Source organism: Nitrospirota bacterium (assembly GCA_020851375.1).
Classification (GTDB): Bacteria; Nitrospirota; 9FT-COMBO-42-15; order HDB-SIOI813; family HDB-SIOI813; genus RBG-16-43-11.
On record JADZCV010000045.1, the window covers coordinates 24,430 to 46,352 of the forward strand.

A 21,923-nucleotide genomic window follows, 5' to 3' on the forward strand; every position below is an offset into this window, starting at 1 on the left:
GTCAATAGACTGTTCAAATGAACTATGAAGTCATCATTAATGTACATTCCATAATACCTGTATCCTGCATAAACGGCCCGGGAAAAAGGATGGTCGTATTCTTTCAGGGTTGCAACAACAAATGTCCCGGATGCTTTAATCCGGATACGCATGCGTTCGTAAAAAAAACCGGATATTCTCCCAAATCTCTTATAGGAAAGTATTTTCGCGCTGGCATTGAGGGATTAACTGTCAGCGGCGGCGAACCATTCTACCAGCGGAGGGGGCTCTTGCAGCTTCTCATATCAGCCAGGGAGGATTATGGACTTTCAACTGTTGTATATACCGGATTCTCCTATGAAAGGCTTTCTGCATCGCCCCCCGCCAGGGCAATCTTAAAATACACTGATGTACTTGTGGATGGCAGGTTTGAGATTGCAGGGAAAGAGCCTACGATGCTGGCCCGTGGCTCGACAAATCAGAGATTTCATTTTCTGAGTGATAAATACACGGAAGCAGATTTTGTCATGGATGGAAAAATTGAAATGATAATAGCTCCGGACGGGACAATTACCCAGACGGGTTTCAGCAAGGTGGCTTGATGGAAGAGAACAGGGAAGACATAGCCTGCATACTTGAGACATTTCCGAAGATCACGGACGTAATTGAACCGGAATCCAGGAAAAGTATCCTTTCACAGTGCGTCAATTGCATCAAAAAGATACCTAAAAAAATTGAATCCATGGCCGGCTACGAGTTATGCGTATCGTTAACCAGCCGGCTGGAGAACGCGTCGGAGAGAAAATGGCTGCTGCTTGCCATTGCCCGTGAACTGCCCAGGACACCGGAATTCCATATCCTTAGCCTTGATATATTTTCCCAGTCTGTCAGAGCGGCAAATGCGATTAAAGATGCGCGGATAAGGAAGGATGCGCTTCTCGATATAATACACAGCCTCCCTGAAAAGCAAGACTTCCAGCCCCTTTTTAGCGAGGCAATGAATCACGCAATAAAAGCGGCAGATGAGATAGGTGATCAACAGTACAGAGTGCACGCACTGCTAAGTCTTGCTAATGAAATTCCGGGGACTCTGGAATTTAATCACCTTCGGCTGCGGGCATTTAAGCTTGCACTCAATCTAGCGACCAATGTCAATCAGGCCCAGTACGATCAGCTCAGGCTCAAGCAGATCGCAAAGACCCTTCCCAAGGCCAGTGACTATGAGTTCTACAGACAGTATACCCTTCTCGGAATTGCAAAGGAGATTCCCAGGACAGGTGAATTTCTGGATCTTTACAAAGAGGCGATGATGCTCGCCATTGCAGCGGCAGTAACAATTGAAGTGCCTTATTACAGGAAATATGCACTCTGTTATATTGCAGAGGAACTTGCGGGAACGCCTGCACTGGCAGCCTTGTACAGGCATACCATGTCAGAGGCTCATAAGGCTGCATCATGCATTGAAGAACCGATTGTCAGGGTTCATGCCATGATTGATCTTCTGAAGCTCTTCCCTAAATCAGCAGACTTCTTTCCGCAGTTGAGTGAGGCGCTGACAAGTATCCTTGACTTCTATACTGTTCAAAGCAGGATAAAAGACATTACTCCAATGGATGTCCTGGATTTCGTCCTGCTGATGGACGAAAAAACCGTTGGAGACTCCAAGAAATCCAAATTTACAAAGGACAAGTATGCACACATACTTGCCAGGGATCTGGAACAATTCGGCCTCCTGCTAAACGATATCAGGCTGATTGAGGTCTTGAAACCATATACCCATGTCTGGATACGGCCAAAGACGCTGCGTACTGCAGTGAATAAAATAGTGGGACATCTGGAAAGCCTGAAGAATAGTTATCATGGCAGTGAGATAGAGCGGCCTGATTTTTCGGGTGAATTCTTCCATTCGGCTGACAGGCATCCCTCTTCTGAAGTCAGTAAAACAACTTCAGTGAAGGAATGTATGTCCATTGACCTTGGAGCAACAAACACTGTCATCATGAAACGCAAATGGGACATGCAGCCGGAATTTATTGACATAAAGGGAATTACACGGCACTACGATGAAGTTCCTATTGTCCCTACTCTGCTTAACATGGAGACGGAGTCCATTGGGACAGCTGCCGGAAGTGATAATGTCGCTTTCAACTTCAAGAGGCTGCTTCTTGAAGGACACCCTGACGGAGAGAAATATTTGGCGAAGTATTTTTCTGCACTCTGCAGGCACCTGAAAGATGAAATTAAACGCCCGGGCTGGCTGTCAGTATTTTCAAACTCTCTTACAGACAAGCTGTACATTACTGCGCCAATAGGATTTCCTGACTATAGAAATGCATTAAAAAATATAGTTTCAAAGACCTTACGTGGTGTGGATACAGATATCCTCGAAGAACCGCTTGCCGCAGCCATCGGATATCAAATGGCTGAAAAGGATGATAAGGTCGTACTTCTGATTGACTTCGGCGGCAGCACACTCGATATTATAATTGCCAGGCTTAATATAAATGAGGCGCATGTTGTTGCCAAACCTGACAGATCCAAGATTATCGGTGGCCATGACATAGACAGATGGATTGCCGGGTACCTCTGCAAAAAACTCGGTATGGAAGGTGACAAGCCCCCGCGGGAGTTAATAGATAAGGCAGAAGAGATTAAGATCGCCCTTTCCGGCAGCAGGGAAGTTATGTTCCGGTGGGACAATTATGCTGTATGCCCTGTAACCAGGAAAGATGTCGAAGATATACTGAATAAACATGGTTTTTACGATTCGGTTGACAGGACCATATCGTACGTGCTCTGGAAGGCTGGAAAGGTCGGTGTAAAAAGGGAGAAGATTGATGCCGTACTGCTTACCGGAGGCTCATCCCAGATACCTTCTTTCAGGGAAAAGATTGAATCCCTCTTCCCGGAACTTTACAGACAAAACTGCATTTATAACCATAGTCCATTCTCTGCAGTTGCTGTCGGAGCTGCCATGTATGCCACAAGGAAAATAAGCGACAAACACCTGAGGCTGTCATATGCAATCCGCTATAAGACAAGGGACAAGGATGTGCCATTCGCATATGATATAATTTTCGAGAAAGGCGAGTCATATCCGTTTGAAAAGACATTCAGGGTCACACCTGCAAAAACACTCGGCGAGCAGAAACAGATATACATTGAACTATTCGAGGTGCCTGACAGGTATATCATAAGGAGATGGGAAAGAGAAGGGGGTATGGAATTTATTAAACAGGTGCTAAAGCCTGCAGATGACATGACCTTAAAGGATCTGAGGATCATTACACTGTCTTATGATGAACCTGTTGAGGATTATTCCCAAATAACATTCTGCGTGGATGAAACCGGCCTGCTGAAGGTCCGATACGGAAAACATGACAGAGAGGCTGCCACCGGAATAAGGCTCCAGTAATCACTTCAACGCTCTGCATCTGTCGCAAATTTTGTTAAATAATTCCGGCATCCGGGATTGAAGCTCAAATTCCACATCCTGACGCTGCACGACCCATTGCATTTACTTCGCAGCAATGGGTACCCCGCCTTTTTCAGCGTCAATCTCAAGTTATGTGCTGGTATATGATATAAAGCCACGAAAGAAACAGCAGCATCCCAACCCTGCTGGCATACTTGACGTACTTCCGGTTTCTGACTATCAGTATCTTTAATATAATCAATCCGAGTCCGGCAATCCACCCGATTACAGGCCACAATCTTATACCGCCATTGCTCAATGAAAGTCCTGCTACAGCAAGGTATATTAGGCAGGTTATATATCCGTCAAACCTGTGCATCCTGACCATCACAAAGGCAGAACTGCGATGTTTGCTTACGGTCTGTATCCCTGTAATAAAGCTCATTGTTGCCGTTATCAAACCGATCGAGGCAACGATAGTATTAATATCAAGTATTCTGCTAATGCTTGTCATGATTCTCTGTATATCAGGATGAATATCTTTCTCTGAATAAAAAACAAAACTATGCCAATGTATATCAGCAGAATAGGCAATATAACATAGAGATTCGTCCAGGTACTGTTGTCATTTACTATATTGCCTGTCGAGCCGCTCAGGATAATGCTATACGTATTTCGCATTACCTCATTCTTCTCTACCTTGTTATTATTGGAGACCCAGAGGGTTATTCCATTCCACTCATTCCTGTTGGCGATATTATCAACAATATTATTATTGTTGGATGAATTGAGGAATATCCCCTTCTCCTTATTTAAACTGGCCTCATTCTTTTCCAGCGTGTTATTGTGAGAGGAATCGAGATAAATGCCTGCAAGCTTGTTATACGCCGTATAATTATGTGCAAGTATATTGTTTCCGGATGAATCAAGAAAGATGCCATGCCGGTTATTGACAGCCTTATTGTCCCGTAGTTCAATATTTGCTGCATTATTGAGATAGATGCCGGCCACTGATGAATCAGAGACGGTAAATCCTGAGACAGTGACTTTACTTACCCCTGCAACCAGAATTACCGGCTCTGATGGTTTTGAAGCCCTTATCACAGTCTTGTCAGACCCATGTTCAGACTTAACTGTCACAGGTTTTGAGATTACGATGTTTTCGGCATACTCACCATCCCTCACTATAATGGTATCATTGGGAGCGGCATTGTTTATTGCGTCCTGAATATTCTTATAGTTATCCCTTACATAGCTTGTAGCCGCTTCCGAGATGTGAGATACGCCATGGGAAAGCAAACAGACAAGAAGGACGCTCAGTACTCTCAGGAACATCTCAGTGACAGTGATCCTTTTCTGCAAGCTGTCTCGCCGTGAATACAGCTTCCCTGTATTTCATCTGTTCAGGCGATGCATCTTCATGTTCATGAGCACCATGTGTGCGTTCACCCGCAGTTATTACAACATGAGACTGTTCGGCCTTGCCCATTTCTTCAACAAGGAACCGTCTGTCATCTGAATTGAGGCATTCCTCAATCATGGCAAAGAATTCCTCATCCTCTTTACTGATATGACTTCTCAGGTTGGATAATGCAGAACGAAGAACATTGTCCGGGATATCATCATCACACATTGCATTCCTGACAGAATGAAGGAGAACCATCAGCTCACGGTGATCCTCCTTGATAATCTCAATGTACTTTTCATTTAGCGGATCCAGCTTAATCAGTAGTGGGAACAGGACACCCTCTTCTTTGCGCAGAGAGTGCAGTACTATATCATTTTCCACCTCTGCCATAGCAATCCACAAACCATTGATGTCTCTCCTGATGATCATGTCCTCAATAACATCGAGTCTCCTAAGCACCCCTTGATGCTCCTCTCTCAGAATGGAAACAGGATTTATCTCCTCAGATTCTGCCTCAATACCGGCATCTTCGGATATATCACTTACCCGCCTTACATCCAGCGCCTTGAATGTCTGTGAGAACCCAAGCCTGCAAATGTTGCGGGGACTCCTGAACAATGTCTTGTCATCCTGCGATGAAGACATCTCTTCAAACACATCCTGATCAAGGTCAATTTCACCGGTACGGCAGCTCTTAATCTGACAGTCCGGATGCTGACATCTGTACTTTATTCTTAGATGATCTTTTGTCATAATATATTATCCTCTCATCAGACGTTTAGTGTCTCAGGAGCCTGTTTCATCTCAGGAATGCCGAATTTATCATTAAACTTTGTCACAAAATACATCAGCACCCTGTAATTAAAAAGCAGCGCCTTAAAGGTCTGAGTCTTTGTAAGCCCGTCAAAATAGAACTCATAAGAGAACTGCACCTGCTTGGCAATACCCTCTTGATCAAGATTAAGGTCATAACTTACCTCGGAAAACATCAGGTCTTTCCGGATCTCATTATAAAACTCCTCTCTCTCCTCATCTTTCATTTTCTTTAATTTTTCCGCATGCTCAGGCGCTATGGAAACTCCGTTTAAGATCAACACGAGTTGTGGATAATCCTTAGGCTGAATAATCCTCTGTTTTTTCATCGTCCCAACCGGAAAATCAATTTCAAAATGAAAATTAGCATTTTCATCCTTGAACTCATCTATCTGATGATGATTATCCTTCAGCCATTTTAATATTGTTTCCTTTGCCTGCTCTACTGTTGTAATCTCCAACTTATTCCTCCCTTTCTGTTAATAAAGCACACATCCTGCTTCCCTATTCGTGACCAGCGCCTATTTCCATCTTGTATGCCTGACACAACTGAGAGCACCTTGTACAGTAAAAGGTGTGCGTGAGGTCATACTCCTTGTGAATCTGGCATTTTTCACAAATACAATCCTTCTCCCATTTTATACTCTTGCTTGTCCCTACAAGCGGGAAACAATAACCGGTTGGAGCGTCACCCTTTACATACGTCGGACATGTTGTGCAAAGACACTTTCCTGTAACATATGCCTGCCTGGCATCAAACTCCTCCCTCTTCATGGATTCAATACCAAACTTATCAAAAGCACTGATTTCCGCCATGACCCACCTCCTTTGTTATGTCCCGATAAGAACCTACTTAAAGAATTACAGCCTGATGTATTTATCTTAAAGCTACTGCCACGCCTATGTCAAGGAAAAGAAAAATGGGGACAGGAAATAAATCTGTCCCCATTTTCAATGATTCCAGTCAACCTGATGTTTATGGATTCTCGCTTATGTATCTCTGTCTTTCAGCTTCGGATAACTTTGTCCACCAGGTGTTGCCAACACCCCAGTCGCCTCTTTCAGCTCCTGGCCTGTTATAATATATCCAGTTGAGAATTGTCCCTATAATGCAGAATATGGCTATCCCCCCGAAGAAGGGGATCGCTGATCCATATTTGGCAATGGCCGATCCCATCAGGGAAGAGAATATGAACGGGCCATATGCTGCCCACGCACCTGTCCAACCAAGAATCTGCGCCCCCCTTCGCGGAGAAAAGGCGTACGCAATCGGAAATTGGCGGAACGTTGAGAAGTTGCCTACCCCTGCGAAGAAGAATATCCCAAGCATGATATAGACAAACACAGGGAACTGATCAAGAGAGACAGGCGTCAGGAAACCACCGAATATCAGGCCCGCACACCCAGCTATGATCCCTAACCCTGAGATTGTTGTAAAGATCGCCCCTCCGAATTTGTCAGAAAGAGGCCCACCGGCAAACCGGATTACCGAGCCTACCAAGGGTCCGAGATACGCGTATTTCAGCGGATCAGGCGCCAGGGCCGGGTCCATGCCGGGGATATTTCCGTATATGATCTTTATCATGAGGGGGAATGTCGCCGCAAAACCGGAGAAGGAACCGAATGTCATGACATAGATCCAGGTCATAAACCATCCATGCTTATTGTCAGTCATATTCTTTATCATCGCTCCGATTGAGACCTTTTTCATAGGGATGCTCTTCAGGTAAAACCAACTGATCACACCGGCGATTATAAGAAACGGGATAAACCAGAAGGAGGCGTTCTGTAGCCATATATTCTTCTTGACCACCTTCTTTACCAGCACTTCCTGAATCTTGCCTGCCTCGTTCCTCTTGATCTCGGTAGTCATTCCCTTTGTCCGTTCTGTCTCAGCAATGACGATCTCCTTTATCTCCCCACTCTCAGTCTTCACCACTTGAATATCCGTGGCAAGATCCCCTTTCACAAAGACATCGGTGACTACCCCGGCCTCTTTCTGAACCTTCACATCAAAAACCGGTGCTGCCTTTGTAAAGAGCTGCGGTCCGCCGGCTGCTCCAATGACAACAAAACCGATGATAGCAGGCGCCACAAACTGGGTGACACTCACACCCAGATTCCCGAGCCCTGCCTGAAGCCCCATGGCCGTCCCCTGTAATCTTTTCGGGAAGAAGAGACTCGTTGAGGGCATAAACGATGAAAAGTCACCGCCTCCGAATCCGCATAGAAACGCTATGATAAGAAAATGCATGTAAGGAGTATCCGGGTTCTGTACAGCATAACCGAGCCAAACCATTGGAATAAGTTTTAAAAAAGCAGCAACTGTTACGGTATATCTTGTGCCGAATATGGGGATCAGGAAGGCATGAACTGTACGCAATGCGCCGGCAGCAAGCCCTGGCATTGCCGCGAGCCAGAAGAGCTGCATAGTGCCAAATCCCTTTTCAGGGGTAAAACCGATATTCGGCATTCGGACAACCACAGCGCTCATGACAAACCATGTAGCAAATGAAAAAAACAGGCCAAATGTGGTAATAGCCAGCGTCCCCCATGCACGTCCGCTGCCTTCTGATTTCCAGAATTGTGGGTCTTCAGGTTCCCACCTTTTTAACCAAGTAGACATTTTCTCACACTCCTTTTATTCTTGGAAGAAAATTCAGGATGAATTATCAATTAATAAAACAATCACCAATCTGCAATCAATTATTATTACAATATAGTTTCCACATCACCGCCTTTGGTTTGACATTAAAAAAGCGGGAGTCAGGGAAACCTGACCCCCGCCTGAGTATTTGCTGCAATCATGTCCAACTACTTAGACTGGACGATATTCTCAGGAGCCTCTCTCCTGTACCACCTGACAACCTGATACGGCCTCCAGAGATATGCATATGGCCTGATGACCACAAAATGTGCAAGTCTTGTGAAAGGAATCAATGCGATAAATATCATGGCATTGAAGATGTGCACCTTGGTTATCAACCTCAGACCGGATACATAAGACGGATCAGGCTGTAGTGTGAATATTGACCACATCCACGGCACTGCTGTAGCAGCATACCAGTTGGAACCCCATCTGTAGAAGATGGCATTGATAAGCCCCGTCGCAACCTGGATAAGGAGTACGATAAGAACGAGCACATCCCATCCTGATGTAACGGCCTTTACCCTGACATCAGTCAGTCTCCTGTATGTAAATACGAGGAGGCCGAAGAATGCGAGGAACCCGAGGGCAAGCCCTGAAAGCTCCAGCAGGTAAAGCCTTAGCGGCACGCCATTCCATGCCAGTATAGCCCTTGGGAAAATCAGGGCAAATATGTGGGTCAACAAGATGATCAAAATACCGTAATGCCATGGGAATGAACCATAAAACAGAACTGAGTTTTCAAGAAACTCAGACGACTGGCTCGACCAGGAATAACGGTTTGATGTATACCGCCATATTGAACCAACCACACAGATGGTCAGCAATATGTACGGCATAGCGCCAAACAAGAGAAAATGAAGTACATCAACTTGCACTGAATACATTTCTATTTAACCTCCTTTACATCCCTGTCTATAACTTTATAGACAGCAGTAATAATGTGCCTGTATGGGTTTTCCTGATTATGTTGAAAGTTCTTGTATAGTTTTTCCACGGCCCTGATGACAAAGTCCCTTCTGAAATCCTTTTTTACCTGCTCATCCTTTACATAAGCGAGGAATCTCAGCACAAGAGGGAGGTGATCAGGCAACTCCCCCTTGCTGAGACTTTCATACGGAAACTCAAACCTTCTGAACATCGTTTTGATGTTGACAAGGTTTCCGGACCTTTTAAAACCCTCAAGAATATGAGAACCAAGATCAAGAGAATAATCAGAGCTCATCTCAAAGGTATAAGAGTATACACCCTGCAGGTCATCAAGACTCATCTCTGTGAGTTCCTTCTTGAATTCCCTTAAAGAGTCTGATACCTCTTTTGGATATTCAGGATGACCGCTGATAATATTAATTGCCTCTTCTATTTTACCCTGCATTTCTTCATGAGGATAATCAAGAAGTCCTGCAAGCAGTGAATATGGATCTTTACCCAGGAGCGTCTCTGTCATATTTTACCACTCCCTTGAAGGGAACTCCTTTCTCTTTGGACCAAAGCCTACTGAACCCCTCTTCTCAAACATGTTTCTCGGGTCCACAGTGGTCTTGTTCTCACGATGTGTTTCAGGTATCACAAACCTCTCATTGTATGTTGCAAGCGAGTTGATCCTGTATATACCATGCACATCTTCTTCAGAAAGGCCTGTGGACGAAAGGGCATTTCTTACGGCCCCTTCTCCTACATCACCCACACGCTTCTGCCTCCAGTACATCCTGACTGCCATCTGCTTCTTCAGTGATTCCATTACAAGGGCCTCATTGCCGGCGGCAAGCAGATTTGCAATATACTTCACCGGAACCCTCATCTTGTCAATCTCATTGAAGAAATCATCCGCCTCAGGATCGAACGTACCTCCCCTGTCCGCCTTTGCCTGATGAAGGATCGGCGATAGCGGCGGAACATAGAAGTTCATCGGCAGAGTCCTGAACTCAGGATGATTCGGGAGGGATATCCTCCATTTTTTGAACAGGAAGTATGCCGGTGACCTCTGTGCTGCCATTATCCAGTTGTCTTCTGCACCACCCTTGCGGGCTGCTTCTATGACTTTTGGATCAAACGGATCAAGTATCAGGTCTCTCATACCCTCGACAATCCTGTCTTCAGGCAGTTTTGCCGTATCCTCTATCCTGTCAGCATCATACATCAAAACACCTACTGTCCTGATCCTTCCTGTGCAGGCATGTGCACATGCATTTGCCTGTCCGGTCTCGGTCCTCGGGTAGCAGAATATGCACTTCTCCGATTTACCGTTTGCCCAGTTGTAGTAAGGCTTTTTGTACGGACATGCGCTTACACAGAATCTCCATGCACGGCAGATATTCTGATCAAGAAGGACTATTCCGTCTTCTCCCCTCTTATACAATGCACCGGAAGGACATGATGCCACACAGCCTGGATTGAGGCAGTGATTGCATATTCTCGGCACATAGAAATAGAAGAGTTTATGGAATTTTGTCAACAGCTCCTTCTGCGATGCAGAGAGGTTTCTGAGATTAGGATCATTGGTTGCATAAAGCGGTGATCCTCCCATATCATCGTCCCAGTTAGGGCCGAGCGATACCTTCTCCATAAACTCGCCTGTAATTAATGACTTTGGCCTTGCAACCGGCTGGTCATCACCAAGCGGCGCATTAAACAGGTTCTGATAATCAAAGGTGAACGGCTCATAATAGTCATCAATAGTAGGCAGGTTCGGCTGAAAGAAGATATTGGCAAGGGTCCGTATCTTACCGGGCCCTTTGAGCAGTTTCAGACGGAGATTACCTCCGCTGAGCTCCCAGCCACCTCTGTACCTTTCCTGATCCTCCCAGGTTACAGGATAACCTGTACCCGGCTTCGTCTCCACGTTGTTCCACCACATATACTCAGCTCCCTGACGCGATGTCCAGACATTCTTGCAGGAGACACTGCAAGTGTGACATCCGATACACTTGTCAAGGTTAAAGCTCATTGATAGTTGAAATCTGACGTCCATTACCACTTCACCTCCTGATTCTTCATTCTTCTCACAAGGACATTTGTATCCCTGATGATTGGTATTGGCCCCCACGCGTTGAATCCATAAGAGAACTGTCCGTAACCACCTGTACTGAGAGTCGGGAGTTTCAGTCTCTGTCTTGTCAGACTGTTATGGAACCCACCCCTTCTCTTCTCTCTCTGCTCTGATTTGGGGACATTAATGGTCCTCTCCTGTGAGTGATATGCAAAAGCAACGCCTGATGGTATCCTTGCACTGACAACTGCCCTGGCACAGAATATTCCATTGTCGTTATATGCCTCAACCCAATCATTATCCTGGATACCAACGCTCTCAGCGTCCTTATCATTGATCCAGATCGAGTTGCCTCCGCGGGACAGGGTCAACATCCTCAGGTTATCATAGTGAGTAGAGTGGATCTGCCACTTACCATGCGGTGTAATATAATTGAGTACGAGAGCGCCGCTCTTGTCACTCTTTACAAGCTCATTCATCTTGTTTGGATCCAGCTTGTATTTGTGCGTAGGCAGTGCCTCTCCGAAGTTAAAGTACTCCGGATGATCCAGATAGAAGTGCTGACGGCCTGTCAGTGTCCTCCATGGAATCCTGTACTCGGTCTGCAGGCAGTAGGCGCTGTAGGTACGTTTATTAAGTACGATACCAGTCCATACTGGTGATGTGAGCCACCTCTTTGGCTGTGCAACAATGTCCTCATAGGTAATCTTCACATCTCTTGTAGGTGCTGCCAGTTCATCTGCAAGACCATGCATATGCTCATCAACCTTGATCTCATCACCGAATACAGCCTTAACAGAGTTCTTGGCTTCAAGGAACTGATCGCCATGAAGACCGGTGTGGTGCTCCTCTATCTGCCAGCCCTCATAGTTTACCTCGCCATTTGTCAGATTGGAGAAGTGCATGATCACATTTGCAAGCTCTCTGGCATCCTTAATACATATATACTTCTCGCCATCGAACTCGTGCTTGCGAGTATGCTCATTCCTCATGTACTGTTCATAGTACTTTTTGCCATCCACCATGATACCGTGGAAGCCGTACTTGCCCCTCTGATTCGGTCCAACCGAAACCTGCCTGTTATAGAGATTTGTAAAGTCTCTGGTAACAACAGTCAGATTCGGCATGGTCACTCCGGGGATAGCCTCACACTGTCCCTTCTTCCAATCCTCAATGCCGTTCAGAGCAGCCTGTGCAATTTCACCAGGTGAATCATGGGCAAGCGGTGTAGCCACAACGTCCTTCATTGGCCTTGGAAGATGTTTCTTTGCAAGCTCGGAAAATTTCAAGGCAAGGAACTGATATGCATCCCAGTCGCTCTTTGCCTCCCAGTTTGGCTGAACTCCTGCGCCCATCGGCACATAATATGAGTGAAGGTCAGTTGAGTTGAGATCCTCCTTCTCATACCAGTGTGCTGCCGGCATGACTATGTCGCAGTATGTCGGTGTGGTATTCATACGCATATTGAGATCGCAGAGCAGGTCAAGTTTACCAAGCGGGCTCTCCCTGTACTTCATCTCCTTAAGGTAGGGCTTTGCCACCTCAGTACAATCCATATTATGGTGCGTACCGAGCAGGAATTTAAAGAAGTATTCCTGACCTCTTGCACTTGAACCAAGTGCGTTACCACGCCATATCATCCAGACCCTCGGCCAGTTTTCCGGGGCATCCGGATCTTCTATGGCAAACTGAAGGGCTCCGCTCTTCAACTGCTTTACCGTGTAATCAACTATCTCGGCATCAGTCTTTGCGCCGGCCCTCTGCGCCTCTTCAGCTAAAACAAGACTGCTCTTGTTAAACTGAGGATACCACGGCAGATGACCCATCCTGACCGCACGAATCTGATAATCAGCACAATGCTCATAATCAAGGACGCTTGCATCCGGGACAGGCACATAGTCGGTAATCTTCATGTCATATTTCCACATCTGGGTATTGATATACCAGAAGCTCGGTGTATTCTGAAGGCGTGGCGGCCTGATCCAGTCGAGAGAATGAGCAAACTGGCCCCATGAATCGAACGCGGCAAGCTTCTCCTGTCCCACATAATGGTTCTGTCCTCCGCCGTTTCTTCCGATACATCCGCACAGCATCAGTGCACCGATGAATGACCTGTAGATAAGATCTGAATGATACCAGTGGTTACTGCTTGCACCGCTGATAACCATGGAACGTCCCTTTGTGACCTCAGCATTGGATGCGAATTCCCTTGCAACTTGAATAACTGTATCACGGCCTATTCCGGTGTACTTCTCCTGCCATGCAGGTGAGAAACCCTTGTCATCATCATAGTTTCTTGCAAAGTCACCCGTTAGTCCGGGACGTGCAATGCCAAGATGAGATACAAAGAGATCAAATATGGTAGTAACAGGGATCTTGCCCTCTTTTGTCTCTACATATTTGAAAGGAACCTGTCTCTTGTAGACCTCACCGGTATCAAGTTCGTAGAAGGCACATTCGAGAGCCCCGTCCTTGCTGTCAATAAAGGTAAGTGCCGGGTCAAACTGCTCCCCTGACTTCTCATCCTTTATCATGGTATTCCACTTCCCTTCACTTTCATGTCTCTTTGGATAACGGAATCCCATGCCGCCATAGACTATCCTGGCCTTGCTGGTCTTCGTATCCCACATGGCAAACTTCCACTCAGGATTATCCGTCTCAGCATATTCCTTCATGTCGCATGCCCTTAAGAGACGGCCGCCTTCATACCCGTTCTTTGCCTTGCGGAACTTGATAAGGTGCGGCATGTCTGTGTACTGCTTAAGATAATTCATAAAATACGGCACCTGACGGTCAATGTAGAATTCCTTCGTTATGACGTGGTTGATACCCATCCATAACGCACCATCAGATCCGGTCTTGACAGGGATCCAGAGGTCTGCATATTTAGCAACCTCTGCATAATCCGGAGAACACACAACCACCTTGGCTCCTCCTATACGGAGCTCGGAAACATAGTGGCAGTCTGCAGTCCTGGTCCTGTTTGGTGTTGCGCCGGTAATAACCACATAACCTGTGTTATACCAGTCAGCGCTCTCACACACATCTGTCTGCTCACCCCATACCTGAGGGTGTGCATTCGGAAGGTCAGTGTAGTAGTCATAGAAGCTCAGACTTACACCACCCATAAGCTGGTGATATCTTGCACCTGATGAGTAACTGATCTGAGACATAGCCGGAATCGGCGAAAAACTGATGTTCCTGTCCGGACCGTATGTCTTAATGGTATGGATCTGTGCTGCTGTTATGATCTCAGCGCACATGTCCCACGTACTCCTCCTGAATCCACCCTTACCCCTCGACCATTTGATCTTTTTATGGAGTTCTGCATTATCAACAATGCTCTTCCATGCATCCACAGGGTCTGCATGTCTTGATCTTGCATCTTTCCATGCATCAAGCAGCGGGCCGCGGATATATGGGTACTTCACCCTCACCGGGCTGTAAACATACCATGATGCGGAAATACCTCTCTGACAGCCTCTCGGTTCATACGGCGGAACCCTGTCGTCAATCGCCTCATAATCAGTCGCCTGTAGTTCCCAGGTTATGATGCCGTCCTTCACATAGACCATCCAACTGCATCCACCTGTACAGTTGTTGCCATGCGTACTTCTGACAGTTCTGTCATACTGCCAGCGGTTTCTGTAAAACTCTTCCCAGCCTCTCTTGGCCGGGTCAACAATATCCTGAATCCATGTAGCCATTTAATTATTTCCCTCCTTTCCCACCATAATTCCTCCAAATTGCCTCATGCGCTGTTCCACCAACGCGTTTTCTGTATCTGCCGCTCCATACGATGCTGAAGAAGATAAGAATACCGACAAATCCTGCAGCACTAATACCAATGAATGCACCGGTTTTGGATGCCTGCTCTGCCGGCAGCGTGCTGAAGAATGCCTTCAAATGAGTCACCTCATCATCAGTTACATTCTTTCTTGAAAAGACCGGCCCCATTATAGGTGTGCCTGTGCTGTTAATCCAGGCTGCTGCTATAAGAGGGTTCTGAGGAGCAGGGCCAACCCCGTATTTCTCGTTCGGCAGCATCAGGTTCGGGCCCAGCGTTCCTCCACCGAGGGTGCCAAGACCTACACTGTGACAGGAAATACATGCAGGACCGCCATTCTCAAACCTCTTCTCTCCTGTGAACAACATCCTCCCGATGGCAGCATCACCCTGGACTACCTGAACCTCAGGCGCTGCCTCAGCCGCAGCCTGGTCCTGAGCGGTTTCAGCCGTTGCCATGACAGGCAGACTCACAAGGCCTGCAATCAGGAGCACTACGAACATCAAAACCTCCAACCTCCTACCAACGATTGATTTAACCATATTCTGCTTACACCTCCTTTCTTATTGTTAGATTAAAAAACAGGCCTGCTTCTTCAGGCCTGTCATCCCAAATCAGCCAAAAACCCACATCACAGGACATGGAGACTTCTTTGTCACCCTGTCAGTAACACTTCCCAAAAAGAATTTGCCTGCTGAAGAATAACGATGCGTCGCCATAACTATCATGTCAGCCCTGTTCTTGATGGCCTCTGCTACTATTTCGTGAGCGGCATCTCCCTCACTCAGGATAGTCTCCACGTTCTTATGCCCCTGATCCACCAGCTTCCTTGCTTCTGACTCGAGGAGAGACCTGCCCTCGTTCAACCAATCCTCATGTATGCTTGTCCATTGCGGTGAGTCTGTAACCATAGGCTCAGAACGATACCACTTTTCAACAACATTTAGCAATATTAATTTAGCACCGGACAATCCTGAGATGTATGATGCCACCTCAACTGACTTATCCTTTAACCCGGAGCTATCAATGGGACACAGTATCACTTTATAATCCATGCGGAACCTCTTGTCTGCCTCCAGCAAAACCTCTCACACCTTCCTTGCATCAAGGTATGAGAGGCATGAATCCATCAAGTTCGTTAATTTGTCTCAATTATCCATACATCTTTTCTTCATGATGCAGGGCCTTGCCGCCGACACCAATCCATTTCCCCTGCCAGCTGCCCTGAACAACCTTGAATACTATCAAAACAAAAATAGCAAAAATGCCAAAGGCAATAAATCCACCGCTGAATGATCCCGAATACTGTTTGGAAAATCCCATTGCATTCGGGAGGAAACCTCCGCCAAGGGCTCCGATCTCGCCTACGAGACTCATTGCCACAGGTGTTGCATAAGGGAACCTGAACGGCACCAACTGGAAGGTTGAGCCATTTGCTGTTCCAAGGGCAGAAAATATCACGATAAATATACCGGTTATAACATAAACGTTTGGCATTAAGGCTGCAGCAAAAAGGCTTAATATAATAATGTAGTAGAGTACATTTAATACCCTGATGCCGCCAAAGCGATCTGCCGCCCATCCTCCAAGCACCCTGAAGACGCTTGCAGATATGGCAATAACAGCAGCGAATTGTCCCATGTGAGCCTTGGGTATATCGTAGGCATCATGAAAGAAGGTTGGAAGAAACGTAGTAAATCCAATATAGCCTCCGAAGGAGACGATATACATGATATTAAATACCCAAGCGTCTTTTTCTATGATAACCTTCAGGTAATCCTTCATCTTTTTTCTTTCCTGATCAGGCGGTTCCTTTGCGAACAACGCCATCAGGATCATAGGTATAAGCATCAGTATGATATAAAAACCGTAAACGCTTCTCCAGCCGTAGGCCGCCGCAAGTGGAGGAGCGGTCAGCATCGCGATAACTGCCCCGCTGTTTCCTGCCCCGGATATACCTATTGCGAGCCCCTTGTATTTGGGAGGAAACCAGCCTCCGCCAAGGGAAAGCGCTATTCCAAATGAGGCTCCTGCTATGCCAAGTGGTATACCCATCCAGATGACCTCCCGGTAGGTATCAACAAACAAGTAGCCATAGGCCAGCCCGCAGGTAATCAAACTCATCTCAAGCATTGCAGCCCATTTGCGGGTTATGTACTGGGCCAGGAGACCTGTTGGAAAGCGCATGAAGGCTCCGGCAAGAACCGGTACAGACAACATGAACCCCTTTTGTACAGGGGTCAGATTAAATTGCTCACTAATGAATGGCGCTACTGCGCCATTAACAACCCAGATTGCAAAACAAAAATCAAAGTATAAAAATGCGCAGAAGAGTGTGGGCCAGTGCCCTGATTTCAAAAATTCCTTAAATCCAGCCATGATGTTATCTCCTTCCCCATATAGGCATATGGGTATTTACATAAATACGCGCTGTTGATTATTTCAAATCATAATTTCCTTATCAGTCATAATAAAACTTATTCCTGTACCTTCATAAACAATGAATCAACCGGTAATTTACTCCACCCCCTTTCCAATTCCTCTGGAATTTGAAATTACCTTCCTGATTCATCTATTTCATAATAACTGAATCACAAAAATATGATGATATTGAAGGATAGATTCTGCAAGACAGATGCCACGCAGTGGGCACACTCTTAACTACTTGATATTATGGCGTTAATTGTCGTTTTATGGGCTCTAAATTGAATTCTTGTTAGTTACCTTGCAGTAACGTTATAGAATGGAAGGATGTTGGAAGACCTTATATCAGGCCATGTTTGCGGTAGTTGATGATTTGTGTGAAAATATCAAAACTGTTACGCAATCGTAACGCATCTTATGCACGATTATCATCGTCAATATCTTCATCTTCCTTTTTTAACATTCCATACAACCTTGATTTTTCCCAGAGTGTTTTTCTTGAAATACCAAGCACTTTGGCGGCAAGGGTTTTATTACCTTTAGTCTCTTCAAGCACCCTCAATATATACTGTTTCTCAAATAGTGATATCGCAGTTGGAAGGGTTTCTGAGTATCCAAGTTTCCCGCCTATCCTATCCCCTTCTCCGCAGATAGTGCACATATCTTCAGGCAGGTCCCATGGCTGAATCTCTTTGTCCCTTGATAAGGTAACCGCCCTCCTTACAGCATTCTCAAGTTCCCGAATATTGCCGGGAAAGTCATATTTTAGAATAAATTCCTTTGCGTCCACTGATATCCCCTTGAGAGGTTTATTCATATGCCTGGCATGCATTTTCAGGAAATGGTCTGTTAGCAGCAGGATGTCCTCCTTGCGGTCTCTCAATGGCGGCAGCTGAACAGGGACTACGTTCAACCGGTAATAGAGATCTTCGCGGAAGTTTCCCTTTTGGACTTCCTTCTTCAAATCCCTCTGCGTAGCGCCTATAATCCTCACGTCTACGTTGATAGTGTTTGTACCACCAAGTCTTTCAAATTCACGCTCCTGAAGCACCCTGAGAAGCTTTACCTGTACAGTCTGGTTTATTTCGCCTATTTCATCAAGAAAAAGGGTACCTTTATGGGCAAGCTCAAACCTCCCCTTTTTCTGCTTCAATGCCCCTGTAAATGCGCCCCGCTCGTGACCAAACAACTCTGCCTCAAGAAGTGTCTCAGGCAGAGCAGCGCAGCTTACTTTAATAAACGCCTCGCTCTTCCGAGGGCTGTTATAATGTATGGCATTTGCGACAAGTTCCTTGCCTGTGCCGCTCTCCCCTGAGATGAGTACAGTCGTGTCTGTAGGCGCAATTATCCTGATCTTTTCGAAGACATCCTGCATCTTATCGCTCTTGCCGATGATTCCGCTGAAGTGATATTTCTGCTCAATCTTCTCCTTGAGGTAGATATTTTCATCTTCAAGGTCTCTCAACTCAATCAGTCTTTTCACTGTCAGAATAAGTTCATCCATCGAGAACGGCTTTGTTATATAATCATAAGCTCCTGTCTTCATGGCCTCGACTGCACTATCCACTGAGCCGTATGCAGTGATCATGAGCACCTTCGTGTGCTGTGACACCTGCCTGCACATTTTTAATATCTGAACCCCATCCACCTGAGGCAGCCGCAGGTCTGTTATCACAATATCATAGACAGCCTCTTTAACAGCCTTCAATCCTTCACTTCCGGTTGCAGCGCTTGAAACATTACATCCTTCAGCCTTTAATGCATCGCTGATGGATATCCGCATGAGCGGCTCATCATCTATAATTAATACTTCCGGTAACCTGTGCATTAAAACTCCATTTTAATAGGTAACTTAATTGTAAATGTAGCTCCTATTCCCTCTTCACTCCTTACATCAATCTTTCCAGAGTGTTTTTCAACAATGCCAAGACTTACCGCAAGCCCCAGTCCTGTCCCTTTCCCAACATCCTTCGTTGTAAAAAAAGGATCAAAAATCCTTGGCATAATATGCGGTGGTATCCCGCCTCCGTTATCTGAAACTGCAATACAGCACCAGCCATTATCGGAATAGGTCTTCACATGTATTTCCCCTTCTTCCTTAACCGCCTGTAAGGCATTTAACAACATATTCATAACTACCTGACCTATCTTATGCTGGTCGAGCATCACCTTCGGAAGGTTTGAATCAAGTTCCTTCCTGAGATGGATGCCAGTCTTGGTAACCGCATAACTCATAAGCGATAGTACGTCCTCAACAAGGATATTGATATCCACTGCCAAAAGCCTTGGCTCATGCTGCTGAGAAAAATCGAGTAACTGTTCCACAGTCCTCTGTACCCTCTGTATCCCGTCTTCCATGGATTTAAGATACACATCTTCCCTCTCCTTGGGCAGCCGCTTATTCCGGATATTATAAAGACAATTCATTATGCCGCCAATCGGATTATTTATTTCGTGTGCAATGCCGGCGGCCAATTGCCCTATAGCCGACATCTTCTCTGCCTGAGCCACCCTCTGTTCAAGCCTGTTCCTCTCTGTGATGTCATTTGCTATAACAAGTACACCGGCCATGTTCTCGTCACCAGTCCTGAGCGGAGAAATGCTCAGAACTGCATTTTTCATGTTTCCGGACTTGTCTACTATCTCGACCTCGTATGTCTGACGTATTCCTTCTGCAAGAGTCCTCCTTAATCTCTCACCCTTGTGCTTTTTCGATAATACTCCGAGGAACTGACTCCCCACGAGGTCTTCCTTCTTATAACCCCATTCCTCAACCTTCTTGTTGACATACGTAATAATGCCTGACGGATTAAGGGTAAAGATAACATCATTAGCCCCTTCCAGCAGGTTTTCAAGATAATCCTTGGTCTCACTTAATTCCTTTGTTCTGTCTGATACCCTCTGTTCGAGTATTTCATGGTACTCTCTCAGATGTCTCTCCAGCCTCTTTCTGTCAGTAATATCGCGGACAAATGCCCTCGTCTTTACAAACTGTCCTGTGATCGGATGGTACAGGGCAGTAGCCGATATCTCGACGTCAATCTTCTTGCCGTCGCTGTTGATAAACTGTATCTCCATCCTGCTTTTACCCTCTTTAATGACCCTTTCCACATGCTTTCGTACTCTTTCCCTGTATTCGTCCGGGACTATATCTTCAAGCCTCTTGTTGCGCATCTCTTCAATTGAATATCCGAGGGTGTTAAGCTCTGTCTTGTTTACCCCGACAAAATATCTATCTGCATTGGCAGAGTGGATCATTTCCGGGGAATTCTCAACAAGGTCCTTGTATCTCTCCTCTGATGTTTCGAGCTCTTTGTTCCTCTCCTCAAGGGTCGTGTATGTCTTTTTCAGCTCCTCTGCCATTTTATTAAACTCATCTGCAAGCTTTTCTATCTCATCATCTGTCTTGACATACAGACGGTGGTCAAGTTTGCCCTGTCCGATAAGTTCCACTCCTCTGTACAGCTCATTAATGGGTTTCACTATATCTCCAGCCGCATAAACTGCAGTCAGCGCCAGGAAAATAATCAGGACACAGGCAAATATGGTAACTCTTGCAAGAAGTGAGTAAATAGGGGCGTACATCTCTCCGGGACTCTGCCGTAAAAAGACATACCACTTGTTGCCGTCAAGCCATCCCGACTCAGGATTCATGGATGAAAGTACAGGTGCGAAACCAACTATAGAGTCCCTTCCGCCGTGTGCATCATCTTTTGCGACTCCCCAGCCTGGTTTGACGCTTGATACGAGCCTTACCAGGTCACTGCTGATATGATGACTTTTAAGAGGGAATATGGGACACATGATAATCGTACCAGTTGAATCTACAAGATTTGCGTGACCCGTGTTGCCAATCCTTACGTTGGTTATGATCTCAAAAAGGCTGTCCACAGTATAACTTATTGCAACAACACCAATTGCCCTGCCGCTATCCATGACTGGTGCCGCTATGTTCATCAGATACTTGCCGGTCTTTTTATCCAGATTTACGTCTCCAACATATACTTTTCCCGCCCCCTCGTTATATGCAACGCTGTACCACCGCTCACTTCTGAAATTATCTCCGGAACCCGCATTTATGCCGGCAACATATTTTGCATTGCTGTCAACAATGACAAGGCTGTGAACCTCCTTTTCATCATAACTCCTGAATGCACTTATATAGCGCTCCAATTCCCTGCTGCCAGAAGTCCTGTTCCTGATTGCCTGTCTGACATCTGCAGACACAGTCAGTCTCTGGACCTCAACCGTCTCGGCATTAATTACCATCTCTATCTTATGAGCAATCTCATTAGCCTCCTCCTGAAAAGATTTTCCTATGGAATCCCGGAGGGCGCCGCTTACATCAAGATATGTGAGATAAAGCCCGGCAACAAGCGGCATAATACTGATAATGAGCATGGACCTGATAATCCTTTTCCTGATGCCGCTTTTTACGCCAGGGAATTGCATTATCATGAC

At 45.9% G+C, this 21,923-nt stretch carries 17 protein-coding genes; 2 read left to right on the top strand and 15 right to left on the bottom strand.

From position 1 onward, the window contains the following. Window positions 1-17 precede the first annotated feature (17 nt). Both IT393_09485 and IT393_09490 read left to right on the top strand, forming a co-directional pair. Window positions 18-581: a radical SAM protein gene (locus IT393_09485; GenBank protein MCC7202874.1), complete on the top strand. Its 564-nt coding sequence runs from the start codon at window positions 18-20 to the stop codon at window positions 579-581. Continuing rightward, the gene (locus tag IT393_09490) at window positions 581-3,394 is read left to right on the top strand and encodes an Hsp70 family protein (GenBank protein ID MCC7202875.1); all 2,814 of its coding nucleotides are present in this window, start codon (window positions 581-583) and stop codon (window positions 3,392-3,394) included. The genes IT393_09485 and IT393_09490 overlap by 1 nt, the downstream gene beginning before the upstream one ends. Window positions 3,395-3,539: 145 nt before the next feature. On the opposite strand, the gene IT393_09495 is transcribed toward IT393_09490, so the two are convergent. The 15 genes from IT393_09495 to IT393_09565 form a co-directional block, all read right to left on the bottom strand. After that, window positions 3,540-3,908, bottom strand: coding sequence for a hypothetical protein (locus tag IT393_09495; GenBank protein ID MCC7202876.1), 369 nt, complete (start codon window positions 3,906-3,908; stop codon window positions 3,540-3,542). Next, a complete protein-coding gene (locus tag IT393_09500; protein MCC7202877.1) occupies window positions 3,905-4,756 on the bottom strand; it encodes a right-handed parallel beta-helix repeat-containing protein in 852 nt (283 codons plus the stop codon). The genes IT393_09495 and IT393_09500 overlap by 4 nt, the downstream gene beginning before the upstream one ends. Continuing rightward, entirely contained in the window at window positions 4,731-5,555 is an 825-nt protein-coding gene (locus IT393_09505; GenBank protein ID MCC7202878.1) for a hemerythrin domain-containing protein, read from the bottom strand. Before IT393_09505 ends, IT393_09500 begins: the two co-directional genes overlap by 26 nt. Before the next feature lie 17 nt (window positions 5,556-5,572). After that, entirely contained in the window at window positions 5,573-6,076 is a 504-nt protein-coding gene (locus IT393_09510; protein MCC7202879.1) for a DUF2299 family protein, read from the bottom strand. Window positions 6,077-6,119: 43 nt separating this feature from the next. Continuing rightward, complete coding sequence (locus IT393_09515; protein ID MCC7202880.1) at window positions 6,120-6,431, bottom strand: DUF2769 domain-containing protein; 312 nt, start codon at window positions 6,429-6,431, stop codon at window positions 6,120-6,122. 160 nt (window positions 6,432-6,591) lie between these two features. Next, window positions 6,592-8,241 carry a NarK/NasA family nitrate transporter gene (locus IT393_09520; GenBank protein MCC7202881.1) on the bottom strand — a complete coding sequence of 550 codons (1,650 nt, stop codon included), beginning with the start codon at window positions 8,239-8,241 and terminating at the stop codon, window positions 6,592-6,594. A 188-nt stretch (window positions 8,242-8,429) separates the two neighbouring features. Continuing rightward, window positions 8,430-9,149 (bottom strand): respiratory nitrate reductase subunit gamma, encoded by a 720-nt coding sequence (narI, locus tag IT393_09525; protein ID MCC7202882.1) that lies wholly within the window; start codon window positions 9,147-9,149, stop codon window positions 8,430-8,432. 2 nt (window positions 9,150-9,151) lie between these two features. Further along, on the bottom strand, window positions 9,152-9,709 hold the full coding sequence (locus IT393_09530) for a hypothetical protein (GenBank protein MCC7202883.1): 558 nt from the start codon (window positions 9,707-9,709) through the stop codon (window positions 9,152-9,154). A 3-nt stretch (window positions 9,710-9,712) separates the two neighbouring features. Beyond that, a complete protein-coding gene (gene narH, locus IT393_09535; protein ID MCC7202884.1) occupies window positions 9,713-11,233 on the bottom strand; it encodes a nitrate reductase subunit beta in 1,521 nt (506 codons plus the stop codon). Beyond that, complete coding sequence (locus IT393_09540; protein MCC7202885.1) at window positions 11,233-14,958, bottom strand: nitrate reductase subunit alpha; 3,726 nt, start codon at window positions 14,956-14,958, stop codon at window positions 11,233-11,235. The genes narH and IT393_09540 overlap by 1 nt, the downstream gene beginning before the upstream one ends. 4 nt (window positions 14,959-14,962) lie before the next feature. After that, the gene (locus IT393_09545; GenBank protein MCC7202886.1) at window positions 14,963-15,580 is read right to left on the bottom strand and encodes a hypothetical protein; all 618 of its coding nucleotides are present in this window, start codon (window positions 15,578-15,580) and stop codon (window positions 14,963-14,965) included. A gap of 72 nt (window positions 15,581-15,652) precedes the next feature. After that, a complete protein-coding gene (locus tag IT393_09550; protein ID MCC7202887.1) occupies window positions 15,653-16,093 on the bottom strand; it encodes a universal stress protein in 441 nt (146 codons plus the stop codon). A gap of 97 nt (window positions 16,094-16,190) precedes the next feature. Next, window positions 16,191-17,417: a NarK/NasA family nitrate transporter gene (locus IT393_09555; protein MCC7202888.1), complete on the bottom strand. Its 1,227-nt coding sequence runs from the start codon at window positions 17,415-17,417 to the stop codon at window positions 16,191-16,193. Between the two features lie 460 nt (window positions 17,418-17,877). Next, the gene (locus tag IT393_09560; GenBank protein ID MCC7202889.1) at window positions 17,878-19,290 is read right to left on the bottom strand and encodes a sigma-54-dependent Fis family transcriptional regulator; all 1,413 of its coding nucleotides are present in this window, start codon (window positions 19,288-19,290) and stop codon (window positions 17,878-17,880) included. Next, window positions 19,290-21,920, bottom strand: coding sequence for a PAS domain S-box protein (locus IT393_09565; GenBank protein ID MCC7202890.1), 2,631 nt, complete (start codon window positions 21,918-21,920; stop codon window positions 19,290-19,292). The genes IT393_09560 and IT393_09565 overlap by 1 nt, the downstream gene beginning before the upstream one ends. Window positions 21,921-21,923: the final 3 nt, after the last annotated feature.